Source organism: Halovivax sp. (assembly GCA_007119345.1).
GTDB lineage: Archaea > Halobacteriota > Halobacteria > Halobacteriales > Natrialbaceae > Halovivax.
Map to the genome: position 1 here is coordinate 19,962 of SKPV01000094.1, position 13,298 is coordinate 33,259.

General features: G+C 64.5%; 8 protein-coding genes. 5 read left to right on the forward strand and 3 right to left on the reverse strand.

The annotated features are described in order from the left end of the window. Positions 1 to 68: 68 nt before the first annotated feature. The 3 genes from uvrA to QZT59_RS06515 form a co-directional block, all read right to left on the reverse strand. A complete protein-coding gene (gene uvrA, locus QZT59_RS06505; RefSeq protein WP_290813058.1) occupies positions 69 to 3,065 on the reverse strand; it encodes an excinuclease ABC subunit UvrA in 2,997 nt (998 codons plus the stop codon). A 127-nt stretch (positions 3,066 to 3,192) separates the two neighbouring features. Then, the gene (locus tag QZT59_RS06510; RefSeq protein WP_290813069.1) at positions 3,193 to 3,432 is read right to left on the reverse strand and encodes a hypothetical protein; all 240 of its coding nucleotides are present in this window, start codon (positions 3,430 to 3,432) and stop codon (positions 3,193 to 3,195) included. Positions 3,433 to 3,624: 192 nt separating this feature from the next. After that, a complete protein-coding gene (locus QZT59_RS06515; protein WP_290813083.1) occupies positions 3,625 to 4,050 on the reverse strand; it encodes a universal stress protein in 426 nt (141 codons plus the stop codon). 204 nt (positions 4,051 to 4,254) lie between these two features. Between QZT59_RS06515 and QZT59_RS06520 the strand changes: the two genes are divergently transcribed. The 5 genes from QZT59_RS06520 to QZT59_RS06540 all read left to right on the forward strand — a co-directional run. Continuing rightward, the gene (locus QZT59_RS06520) at positions 4,255 to 5,256 is read left to right on the forward strand and encodes an ArsR family transcriptional regulator (protein ID WP_290813097.1); all 1,002 of its coding nucleotides are present in this window, start codon (positions 4,255 to 4,257) and stop codon (positions 5,254 to 5,256) included. Positions 5,257 to 5,331: 75 nt separating this feature from the next. Beyond that, positions 5,332 to 5,979, forward strand: coding sequence for a hypothetical protein (locus QZT59_RS06525; protein WP_290813107.1), 648 nt, complete (start codon positions 5,332 to 5,334; stop codon positions 5,977 to 5,979). 244 nt (positions 5,980 to 6,223) lie between these two features. Continuing rightward, complete coding sequence (locus QZT59_RS06530) at positions 6,224 to 7,831, forward strand: hypothetical protein (protein WP_290813119.1); 1,608 nt, start codon at positions 6,224 to 6,226, stop codon at positions 7,829 to 7,831. Then, a complete protein-coding gene (locus QZT59_RS06535; RefSeq protein WP_290813126.1) occupies positions 7,824 to 9,011 on the forward strand; it encodes a CARDB domain-containing protein in 1,188 nt (395 codons plus the stop codon). Before QZT59_RS06530 ends, QZT59_RS06535 begins: the two co-directional genes overlap by 8 nt. A 450-nt stretch (positions 9,012 to 9,461) precedes the next feature. Continuing rightward, positions 9,462 to 13,298 (forward strand): CARDB domain-containing protein (locus QZT59_RS06540; protein ID WP_290813129.1); only part of this gene is annotated, 3,837 nt, incomplete at its 3' end.

The following is a 13,298-nucleotide window of genomic DNA, read 5'->3' on the forward strand; positions in this document are numbered from 1 at the left end:
TCGCCGGCGACCCTCGGGGTCGGTGGACCCGCGAGGCGCTCGCGCCCGACGGCGCGTGGCGGGGTCGCTCAGTCGTCGTCCGAGGCGGGCGCCGTGACGGGTTCGACGCGCTCGCCGCGCGGGCCCTCGAGGTCGACGTCGGGAAGCAGGTCCCGGAGGTACTCGCCCGTGTACGAGCCGTCGGCGTAGGCGACCTCCTCGGGGGTGCCCGTGGCGATCACCTCGCCGCCGTTCTCGCCGCCCTCCGGGCCGAGGTCGATCACGTGGTCGGCGTTTTTCACCAGGTCGAGTTCGTGTTCGATGACGACGACCGAGTTGCCGTTCTCGACGAGCCGGTGGAGGACCTCGATCAGCTTGCGCTCGTCCTCGCTGTGCAGGCCCGTCGTGGGCTCGTCGAGCAGGTAGAGCGTGTCTCCGGTGTCCTTCTTGCCGAGCTCTTCGGCGAGCTTGATGCGCTGGGCCTCGCCGCCCGAGAGGGTGGTCGAGGGCTGGCCCAGCCGCATGTAATCGAGACCGACGTCTCGCAGGAGCTGGAGGCGGCGACGGATGCGGCTCGAGGACTCGAAGAAGTCGTAGGCCTCCTCGACGCTCATCTGGAGGACGTCCGCGATGGTCTTGCCCTTGTAGGTGACGTCGAGGGTGGCGTCGTTGTACCGGTCGCCGTCGCACTCCTCGCAGGGGACGTAGACGTCCGAGAGGAAGTTCATCTCGATCTTCACCGTCCCCTGACCGCTACACTCCGCACAGCGACCCTCCTTGACGTTGAACGAGAAGCGGCCGACCTCGTAGCCGCGCTGCTTGGCGAGCTTCGTGCTCGCGAAGAGCTCGCGGATGTAGTCGAAGACGCCGGTGTAGGTGGCCGGGTTCGACCGCGGCGTGCGGCCGATCGGCGCCTGGTCGATCAGGCGGACGTTCTCGATCGCCGCGATCCCCTCGATCGCGTCGTGGTCGCCCGGGATGACGCTCGTGTTGTCGTTCATCTCGCGGGCCAACCCCTTGTAGAGGATCTCGTGCATGAGGGTGGACTTCCCAGACCCCGAGACCCCGGTGATCGCGGTGAAACAGCCGAGGGGGACGTCGACGTCGACGTCGTCGAGGTTGTGCTGGCGGGCGCCGAGGACGGTCACCGCGCCGTCCGGGTCGCGACGCTCGGCGGGGACGGGGATCTGCTCGCGCCCGGAGAGGTAGTCGCCGGTGATCGACTCCTCGCAGGCTTTGACCTCCTCGATCGGCCCGTTGACGACGACCTCGCCGCCGCGCTTGCCGGGGCCGGGGCCCATGTCGACGATGGTGTCCGCCCGGCGCATCGTCTCCTCGTCGTGCTCGACGACGATCAGGGTGTTTCCGAGGTCCCGCAGCTCCTCCAGGGTGTTGAGGAGACGGTCGTTGTCGCGCTGGTGGAGGCCGATGGAGGGCTCGTCGAGGACGTAGAGCACGCCGACGAGACCGGCGCCGATCTGGGTGGCGAGCCGGATGCGCTGGCTCTCCCCGCCGGAGAGCGTCGAGGCCTCTCGATCGAGGGTGAGGTAGTCGAGCCCCACCTCGCACATGAAGCTCAGTCGCGCGCGGATCTCCTTGAGGATCTCCTCGGCGATCACCTTCTCGCGCTCGGTGAGGTCCGCCTCGAGGCTCTCGAAGTGCTCGAGGGCGTCGCCGATGCTCATCGCGTTGACGGCGGTGATCGACGTGCCGTCGACGAGCACCGCCCGCGAGGCGGCCTTGAGCCGGGTGCCGTCGCAGGCCGGACACGCCGTCGCCGACATGTACTTCTCGATGTGTTCGCGAGTCGAATCGGAGTCGGTCTCGAGGTACCGACGCTCCAGGTTCGGAATCACCCCCTCGAACCGCTTGCGCTTGCGGCGGGTGCCGCTGCGCGTCGAGCGCTGGAACAGCACCTGCTCGCTCGTCCCGTAGAGGAAGGCCCGCTGGACCGACTCCTCGAGCTCCTCGAAGGGCGTCGAGAGCGAGACGTCGAAGTGGTCCGCCACCGCGTCGAGGCGGGTTCGGTAGTACGATCGGGTGTAGCTCCAGGGTTCGAAGACCTGCTTGAGCGGTTTCGAAGGGTCCTGGACGACGAGCGACTCGTCGATCTCTTTGGTCTCGCCGAGGCCCTGACACTCGGGACAGGCGCCGTGGGGCGAGTTGAACGAGAAGCTGCGCGTCTCGATCTCGGGAATGTCGATCCCGCAGTGGGTGCAGGCCAGTTCTTTGGAGAACTCGACGACGAGGCGGTCGCTCTCACCGTCATCGCCGTCGCCGTCCTCACCGTCGTCTTCGCCCGCCGCGCCGAGGTCGCCCGTCCGTCGGGCCTCCTCGCCGAGGTTCTCGGCGGCGTCCGCGGGAGGATCGGGGAGGATCAGCTTGAGGACGCCGTCGGCCTCCTCGAGCGCCGTCTCGACGCTGTCGACGATCCGCGGGCGGTCTTCCGGACCGACTTTCACGCGGTCGACGATCACGTCGACGGTGTGGACGTAGTTCTCGTCGAGGTCGGGCCGGTCCATCGTGAGATCTTGTTCCTCGCCGTCGACCTCCACGCGGGCGTAGCCCTCGGAGACGAGTTCGTCGAAGAGGTCCTCGAAGGCGCCCTTCTGGTCGCGAACGACCGGCGCCGCGATCTTCAGGCGGGTACCCTCCGGGAGCGCCGTGATCCGCTCGACCATGTTCTGGGCGGACTGCTCGCCGACCTCGCGGCCGCACTCGGGGCAGTGGGGCGTGCCGACGCGAGCGTAGAGCAGCCGCAGGTAGTCGTGGAGCTCCGTGACGGTCCCCACCGTCGAGCGGGGATTGTTGGCGGCGTTCTTCTGGTCGATGGAGATGGCGGGGGAGAGGCCCTCGACGGTCTCGACCTGGGGTTTGTCCATCTGGCCGAGGAAGTTCCGGGCGTACGCCGAGAGGCTCTCGATGTACCGGCGCTGGCCCTCGGCGTAGATGGTCTCGAAGGCGAGCGAGGACTTGCCCGATCCGGAGAGGCCGGTGACGACGGTCAGCGACTCCCGCGGGATCGAGACGTCGAGGTCCTTGAGGTTGTGCTCTTCCGCCCCGCGAACCTCGATCTGGTCGGTCATCTACCGGTTGACAGCGGCCGGAGTAAATAATGGCTGTCGGTTCCGGACGATAGCGGAGCGGAAGTGTACGGGACGCTTCCGCCGCTAGTCGCATCGTCTTCGCGCGGTTCGATCGTCGCGAGGGACCCTATATCTCCCCTCGCAACACCACCCGCTCGTCGATCCGATCCAGCATGTCCTCGGTTACCGCGTAGTCCTCGTCGCCCTCGCGTTCCCAGCCGATCTTCGCGAGGGTGTGCTCGAGGACGCTCGGGTTCGGGTCGACTGACGCGGTGTCGCCGTCGACCTGCGCGACGATGCCGAGTTCCGTGCCCGCGGCGTCGACGACCGTCTTGCCGACGTCGTCGTCGGTCAGCGTCGGTTCCATGGGTGCACTCGACCGTCCCGCAGAATAGGCGGTCGGCGCGCAGGTGCCGGGGACCTGGCGCCGACGGTGTGAAATCCGGGCCGTGCTCGGCGCCGAGGACGTGGTGCCGACGGCGTGGCGTCAGTGTCGTGGTTGGTGCCGGGGCCGTGGCGCCGGGATCTTTCGGCGCCGGGGTCGCCCTCGAGGAGCCGCTCACCGCTCGTCGACCGGGACGATCGTCACAGGGACGTCGGCGGTCCGGGCGAGCCGATCCGCCGTGCTCCCGAGGAGCGCGCCGCTCACGCCGTCGGCCCCGCGCTCGCCGACGACGATCAGGTCGACGTCGGCTTCGTCCGCGTACGTCAGGAGCGCCTCGGCGGGTCGCCCGCGACGGACGTCGCCGCGGATCTCGACGTCCTGGCCGTCGTAGGCGGCGACGATCTCGTCGACGATCTCCTCGGCCGTCCGGTTGAGCTCGTCCACCTCGGCGGTCGAGAACTTCATCGGGTTGTCCGAGGTCTCGACGACGGTCACCACGTGTACCGTCGCCCCCGTCGCGGCGCCCAGTTCGATGGCGTGTGCCAGGGCGGCCTCGGCTCGCTCGCTCCCGTCGGTGGCGGCCAGGATGGCGTCGTACATGACGCTCCCTTCTCGGGCCGGGGAGTTGGCCGTTGCGCTCCGAGCCGGACCGACGGGAGGTCCCCCGCGTCGCGCGGTCGATCCGCCAGCCGGTGCGACGGCGAGCGGACTTTCACTCTCGAGGATTCGTCGGGTTCGCCGCAGTGAGCGCGGCCTCGACGCGAAAAGGTTAACGTATTTATCTCTAGTTGAATATGCGTCTGCATGACGCGGGGGAGCGCTGACGATTCGACGAGCCTGTCTCCGGACGACGCCTTCGCCGTCCTGGCCAACGAGACGCGCTTCGAGATCGTCCGGACGCTGTGGGAACTGTACGAGCCGGACGACCCGGCCAACGTGGTCAAGTTCGCGGACCTGTACGACGGAGACACCGCGATAACGTTCTCGGAGTTGTACGACCGGGTCGGGTACGGCGACACCGGGAACTTCAACTACCACCTCGAGCAGCTCACCGACCACTTCGTCCGCCGGACGGACGCCGGGTACGAGCTCACCGAGGCTGGCTTCGAGGTCGCCCGAGCGGTCGTCGCAGGGACGGTCAGCGAGCACCCGAGCATCGACACCGCGGAGATCGACGCGGCGTGCCCCCGGTGTGACGCTCCGGTCGTCGTCTCCTACGAGAACCACCACGTGAAGGCCTCCTGCAGCGAGTGTCTGGGGATCTGGCAGAACGCGGCGGGCGACGAGGGCGTCCTGTTCACGTTCGCGTTCCCGCCGGCGGGGCTGTCCCACAGGACGCCGGAGGAAGCGTTTCACGCGACGCTCGCGTACAACTTCAACCGGATACGCTCGTTCGTCCACGGCGTCTGTCCCGACTGCTCGAGCGTGGTCGAGGGCTCGCTCGATATCTGCGAGCCGCACGAACCCGGCGAACGGGGCGGCTGTCCGCACTGCCATCGACGCCACCGGATCGAGGTCGCGACGGTGTGCGAGCGGTGTAAATCGGTCGCTCGCGGACCGCTCACGATCGCGATCCTGGCGCATCCGAGCGTCGCGGCCTTCTTCTACGACCGCGGGGTCGAACACCACTTCGCCTCCTGGGAGACGTTTCGGCGGGCGGAGCGGGTGACCGAGGACATCCTCGAGACGGGCCCCCTTCGGATCCGACTGACGATCCCGTGCGAGGCCGATCGGCTGGGACTGACGCTCGACGAGTCGCTCGAACCCGTCGAGTCCGTCCGGGAGGTTTCCCGCGCCGAGCGGTAGGGACCTCTCGTCATCGGGGCGACTGTAATATCATACAGATTATATTTATCCTCGCTCCGACGCGAGAGGTATCCGATGACCGATCGGCTATCCCGACGACGCGCGCTCGCACTGCTCGGAACGACGACCGCGGCCACGCTGGCCGGCTGCTCGTCCGGCGACGATTCGCCGGGCGACGACGGAGCCGGCTCACAGACTGGTGGCGAGGGCGGCGACGGCGGACTCGCCGACGCCGAGGTCGAAGATCTGGGTCCGGCCCCGGATGACGTAACCTACGGCGACGTCGTCAGGTACGAGTCGTCGTTCGCGGTGGACCTCGAAATCACCGGCGAGATGCCGGCGACCGGGACGCAGGTCGTCCACGAGGGCGACTACCGCGTCGAAATCGAAGAGGAGGGCGGACAGGTCGTCGAGATGTACGGCATCGACGGCCAGCACTACATCAACGTGATGGGTCACTGCGACCCCGATAGTCGCGATGCGGACCAGGGGCAATACGTCGACAGCGACCAGGAACCGGATGCGAGCATGGCGTCGCTTCCGGCGGTCGGTACGGCGTCGATCGGCGGCGAGGAGGTCTACGTGTTCGAGGACGGACCGGACACGATATACGTCAGCGTCGACACCGGCTATCCGGTTCGAATCGAGGGGGCCAACACGCAGGCGGACTTTCACTCCTGGGGCGCGACCGAACCGATCACGCTTCCCGACGAGTGCGCCTGATCCGACCGGCGGTTACGGGCCGTCGAATCGCCGGCGAAGCCGCCGTTCGTGTTTTCGGAGTCTGTCGGTCCGAGACTGAGCGCCCGAGAGCTCACCAACCGTCGAGCGTCGGCGTCGCTTTGTCGATTCGCTTCTCGCATCTAGTCAGTGGTCGAACAGTATTTCGATATAGCAATTCACGCAACAGTATTGTCATACAGGTTATACTTATTGATCGACTCTTCAAACCCCTGTTCGATGCGTAATGTCCACGGAGAATAACAGCGAACCCGAACCGAGCGATCGAGACGTGCCTGCGGGAGTCGAATCATCGGCCAGCGCGGACGAAAAACCACCAATCGACCGAACCACGGAAGCCCCTACCGCAAACCCTGACGAGATAGACGACAGACTCGATCGACTCGAATCGGTCGTCGAAACGCAGCAAGAGCTGATCGAGGAACTGGAGAACCGTAACGAGACCCAGCAGGAGACGATTGCACAACTCGAAGCGACAACGGACGAGCGAACGAACCGGGACGATTCGAGCGGACTCCCGGCGGTCAGCAGGCGTTCGGCACTGGCCGGTCTCGCGGGTCTGGCCGGTCTGGGGGCGATGTCCTCGTCGGCGAGCGCGGCAACCCCACAGGGGCAGGTCGGTACCGAAGATCGCCCGCTCAGTGCGTTGCACACGGCCGACCTCGTGGCCTCCGAGATTATCGCTGAAACGACCGACTATACTGCCATCAAAGCGGAGACGAACGGCGAACACTACAACGCAATTCACGGAACTAATACCGCGACCTCGGGGTATTCGTGGGGCGTCCGCGGTGATACCGACTCTCAGTCCGAGTACGCGTACGGCGTGCGCGGCATAGCAAGCGCCACCGAGGGAGCGCCGACGGGTGTCGGTGGAGAGACGGACGCGAGCGGCGACGGCGCAACGGGCGTTAGTGGTCACGCGACTGCGTCGGGTGTCGAAGCGGCAACGAAAGGCGTCGAGGGTATCGTGGATGCCGATGCCGATAATTCTTCCAGTCCGGAAATCGTCCCGGCTGGCGTCGAAGGAACGGCGACCGGCGATGGTGCCACACACGGCGTTAGGGGCATCTCGGAGTCGATTAACGGCCGCGGTGTGATGGGATTCGCAACCTCGGACGACTACGAACATTCGACGTTCGCGGGGTCGGGAATTGGCGTGATGGGCGTCACCGATCGTAGCGGCGATGACGACGGTGTTTCCGACTCCGGCGGCGTCTTCGGCTGGGCGACAGCCGATAGCGGCGTAGCGTACGGAGTCCTGGGTCGAAACAACTCGCCAGATGGATGGGGCGTTCGCGGGATAGACGCGTCCGGGGACGGGCACGGAGTGTACTCTTCCGGTGACAGCAAAACGGATGGTGATCACGAAACCACCGGAGATACCGTTCTCGGCGGCGAACTCTCGTTTGCCGACGAAACTCCACAACGGACCGCCGGCCCGATCGCGAAGGGGTGGATCAACAGCGACGGATCGATCGAGAACGCCGTCAACGTCAGCAGTGCCACGTGGGTCGATGACGAGGAGCGCTATCGGATCACTATCACGAACGAGCACTATTGGTTCGATGGGTACGTAACCGTTGTCACACCGCTGACACACGCGTCCTCTCGAACCACAAGTAACAGTGGCGACCTCGTCGTCGAACTGCGGAGCCCAGCCGGAAACCTCACCCAAACCGGATTCCAGTTCGTGACGTTCGATCTCCCGAGTGGAACGGAGACGACCGCAGCCACGTCCGACACCGGTGGGGGTGACGTGAGTGTTGCTGATGGAACAGACGACGAACGGGCAGCGTCGAGCGCGGTACCAACGTCCGATTCCCATGAGTAATCGACGGTTCGACGGGACGCAACTCGCCGCGGCGTTCCTCGCCGTCCTGATCGTTCTCGGGCTGGTCGTCGCTGTACCGGGAACGGTGACGGCCGATTCGAGCGTCGTCGACCTCGAGTGCACTGCGGGCGACGGGGGCGGGCCGGTCTACGTCGCCGAAAGCGGTCTCGCGGTCGTCGACAACGACTCCGCACCCGACGAGGCGTATCCGTCGTTCCCCGACAACGAGACCGTCCACCTGGGTGACGACGGCTATCCGAACGTCACGTTCAGCGCGGGCGGCGACGCCGAACTCCGACTGGAGAACCGGACGACCGAGCGAATCTGTCTCGCCGCGGTGGACGCGACGGACCACGAGATCCTGATCCACCCGGCTAACCTGTCCGCTGTCACGGTCAACGGGTCGGTCGACGGACTCGCGTTCGGCGAACTCGACTTCGACGTCGACGACCAACCCGAGGTGGCCTACAACGCGAGCGATGCGATCGCGCTCACCGTCCACGACACCGGCCTCGAGGAGGGCGATTCGATCGCCATTGAGAGCCTCGATTCGGACGCCGTCGACGAAGAGATCGACGCCGGTTCGAACGGCACGCTCTCGGTGGAGCTTCCGGCCGGCGACCATCGCCTGTCGCTGTCGACGGCGTCTTCCGGTGGCGGTTTCCCCGGCCTTCCGCCACCGCCGCCGGACGACGAACCGGCCACGTTCGAGCTTTCCGACGTCGAGATCGACCCCACGTCGGTCGAGCCGGGCGACTCGGTGACGGTGAGCGTCACGGTGACGAACGTCGGCGAGGAGACGGGCGGACACACCGTCTCGCTCGCCGTCGACGGCGAGGTGATGGCCGAGGAGACGGTCTACCTGGTCGGTGGGGGCTCCGAACGCGTCTCGCTCACCGCCACGCTCGACGAACCGGGAACGGTCGCGATTTCGCTCGGCGACGAGTCGGTGGGTAGCATGACGGTGGCCGATCCGGACGACGCCACCGGCGAAACAGATCCCGGAACGGACGACGACGACACCGATGACAGCGAACCGACGCCCGATCCCGAATCGGACACGGATGAGGAAAGCGGGACGCCCTGGCTCCTGATCGCAGTCGGCCTGGTCGCAGTCGCGGCAGCCGGTGTCGGCGTGGCGTATACTCGGGGCTACCTCGATCCGCACCTGGTGGATTGAACAACCTATCGGGACCGGCCCAACGGACAATTGTACGAAGTCAGTCGATTGTACCGGCGTGGGAGCGTCGCGATTCGCATTCGCGGGCTCTTTCTCTCGGTGGTTCCCTTCGAGTTCACCCGGATCCGATCGGCGAGTTAGCCGCGTTCCTAATAGTTTCTGCATGCCAACAGTTACAGCTGTCCGAGACCGTAGAGTCCGAAAATCGCCGGATTAGTGGGCCGCAGCGCGCATCTCTCAGGTTGTGAGCTGCGGTCTCAGTCCGTGAGATGATGCCCGTTGCGTCGAAACCGCGTGTAAATGTCTGGAAGCCAGCAATGTCTCGATAACGTACTTGGAAACGGTCGGGGCAGTCACCGTTCGAACGAGGAACGTACTACCGACGCTCGCGTACGGTGTCCGGTACCTGGTTCCGTCCGAATCGGGAGTTGGTGCGTACTCGCCGTTCTCGTGATACTGTCTCTCGCGGTCATCGCTATCGCAGGGGTCGGTCTCGTCGAGGCTGCGTCCGATACGGAGCCGCCGATGCCAGGAGACGGTACCGAAGACGATCCGTACGAAATCTCGAACGCGTCGGAGTTACAGGCAATGGAAGACGATCTCTCGGCTCACTACATGCTCGTCGAGGACGTAACCGCAGCCGAATCCTTCGATCCGGTCGGGTCCGATCCGGATTCGGCATTCACCGGAAGTCTCGATGGGAACGGTCACTCGATTTCGGGGCTGGCGATAGACGAGAACGCTGACTACGTCGGCCTGTTCGGCGTCATCGGCGATGACAGTGTGGTCACGGACGTCACGATCACTGATGTCGATATCAGTGGCAACGAGAACGTCGGCGGTCTCGCCGGTCGATCCGAGGGTGGGACCGTCCACGGTGTTACGGTAACGGGGAACGTCTCGGGCGATTCCAGCCGGGTTGGCGGACTGCTCGGGTCGAACGAGAAGGGGACAATCAACGACAGTCACGCTTCGGTCACAGTCTCCAGCGAATGGAATCACGTGGGCGGCCTCGTTGGCGCCAACGATGGACGGATCGCCCACTCTTCCGCGGATGGAACCGTTTCGAGTCAGCGTCAACGAGTCGGTGGGCTCGTCGGTTGGCATACGGACTTCGGCGATATCAAATTCTCGCACGCCTCGGGTGACGTTTCGGCGGGGTCCAGTCAGGCCGGTGGACTCGTCGGAACGGCAAATAACCGAGCGGATATTGCCGATTCCTACGCAACCGGGAACGTAACTACCCACTCCAACATGGCTGGTGGGCTGGTTGGTGAGACCAACGACGACTATACTAATGTAGAACGATCCTACGCATCTGGTGCGGTGAACGCGACCGAAGATGGCGGGCCCGTCGGCGGCCTCGTGGGTAATCACGGTGGTGGTCTGATCGATCAATCGTACGCAACAGGCGATGTGTCCGCGACCGACCGTGTCGGCGGCCTCGTCGGGCAAACCACCGGTGATATTACTGGTTCCTTCGCTGTCGGGGCGGTCTCTGGTTCAGAAGACGTTGGCGGACTCGTCGGGGGCGATTACGGGACGGGTGAGGTGACTGACTCCTACTGGGACGTGCCAGCAACGGGACAAGACTCGTCCGACGGCGGTGTCGGGTTTGGTTCGACAACGGACGCCCCACCCGCTGACGAGATGATCGGCGAGAACGCCGTCACCAATATGAGCGGGTTGGATTTTGACGCAGTGTGGGACGTACGGACAGCTCCCGATGAGTACCCGGGTCTCTTGCACGAGGAGTTCGAAGATACCGTGGCGATCAAATCCTGTGACGTATATGCGAAAATCGACGTTTCAGGTGTCTATGAACTACAGAACAACATTTCGAGAGACGAGACGTGTATCGAAATCACGGCTGACGATGTAGTCCTGGATGGCCAGGGACATACAATAACTCATGCCGATAGCTCGGACGACTACGGCGTACACGTCGATGGGGTCGCCAACGTGACCGTAACAAACCTGACGGTCGAAGGATGGGGTAGCGGCGTGTACGTCGAACAGGCGAACGATGTCACCGTCCGCAACGTCGACGCCCAGGACAACCGCTTCAACATCAGGACCCGAAATGTCGACGGGTTCACCATCGAGTCCGTTCGAGCCGAAGGCGGAGATGCACCGGGCGTCGAGCTCGTTGGCGCCAACAATGGTGTGGTAAACGACGTCACCGTCATCGGAACCGACGACGAAGACTGGGGTGGTGCGGTTCGAGTGAGTGAGCGTTTTTCCGATCCAACGTCGAATGTCACCCTGGATACCGTGATGGTACGGGATTCCCGAAGCAACGGGATCGCGATCGAAGCCGGCGACGTCAGTGACATCACGGTGGCGAACGCGACGGTTCGTCGAAGCGCCGGTTCGGGACTGGCGATCGGTGCAACAGCAGTCGAGGTACTGAACACTCGTGTGATCGACAACGATGCGTACGGAATTCACGTCGACGATCCCAGCGAGAGCATCCTCACGGACGTTATAGCGCAGGAGAACGGCGCACACGCACTTCGCGTCGACGGTGACCCCGACGTAACTGCCCAGAAGATAGACATTGGTGACTCGACGGCCGCCAACACGACCCTCTCGATCCACGATGCGACCGATGTCTCACTTGGCAACACGACGGCACCGAGTGATGAACCCGACGGTCAAATTGCGATCGACCGGTACTTGGAGGCTGAATCGATATCCGACGATAGTTTCCTCAATGTTTCGATGGGATACGAGGACAGTGACGTCACGGCGGTCGACGAATCCACACTCTCGATGTGGGTGTACGAAAGCGACTGGAACGAACTGGCGGACTCGAACGTGGACACCGGTGAGCAGATCGTCAGTGCAACCCTCGAGAATTTCTCCATCGCCGGCTTGTTCGGTGAGGGAGTCTCTGTCCCATCGGCTTCCTTCACGTTTGAGCCATCCCAGCCAGAAACGGGAGACTCGATCACCTTCGATGCCGGCGACAGCTCGTCGTCCAACGGTGACATCGTCGAGTATCGCTGGGACTTTACCAGCGATGGCGAGTTCGACAACACGACCGCCGGCCCGGAGACGAACTGGACATTCGACGAGGCCGACGAGTACGAAGTAACACTCGAGGTCGAGGACGAGGCGGGTGAGACGGCTCAAACGACCGAGACGGTGCTTGTCGAGGAAGCCGAGGAAGCGGAGCCGAACACCACCGTCGTCGACGCGTCCCTCAACGTCACCGACGTCACGGTAAACGAGACGGTGGCCGTCACGGCGACGGTCGAAAATGTCGGTGACGCGGCCGGCGAGCATACGGCCGAACTTATCGTTGATGGCACGCTAACCGATACTCAGACGGTTACCGTCGATCCTGGCGAGACTGAGACGGTCACCTTCGAACACCAGTTCTACGATATCGGTGAATACGAACTGACGGTCGACGACGTGACTGCGGGAACCGTCACTGTCAGTGATCCACAACCGAATCTCTCGGTAACGGGCGTGTCGCTGAGCGACGACGATATCGACGAAGGCTCGGCCGTAACCGTCACTGCCGAGATCGCGAACACGGGCGACGCACCGGGCGAATACACCGCCGGCCTCGAGGTCGACGGGACGGTCGAGGACACCGAAACCGTCGAGGTGGAGCCGGGTGAAACCGAGGTGGTCGAATTCACGCACACGTTCGAAGACGCTGGGGAGTACGAGGTGTCCGTCGACGGGTTCGCTGCCGGAACTGTAACGGTGAACGAGGCGTCGACCCCGTCGCCACCTCCCTCGCCCAGTCCGGTCCCGGACATCTCGGTAGTGGACGTCTCAGTCGACGAGACGACGACTGTGGCCGGCGAGGACGTGACGGTCACCGTCACGCTCGAAAACACCGGCGATGCGGACGGCGACTACGAGGTCACGCTGGACGTCGACGACGCCCAGGTTGACTCGGCGACCGCGTCCGTCAGCGCCGGCGAGACGACCGAACTCTCGTTCGTCCACACGTTCGAGGAGGCTGGCGAGTACGAGGTTCGCGTCAGCGACGTCCAGGCAGGAACTGTCACCGTCGAACACGCTTCCGACGACCCCGCGCCCGCGCGCTTCGACGTCACCCAGCTGACGCCCTCGATATCCATCGACGAACCGGGCGATAGTGCCAGCATCTCGGCGACTGTCGAGAACACCGGCGACGAACTCGACACGCAGACCGTCGAGGTCACGCTCGACGGTGACGTCGTCCACGAAGCGGACGTCACATTGGAAACAGGCGAAACGCACACCGTGTCTATCGATCTCGAGACCGAAGCGCTCGATTAC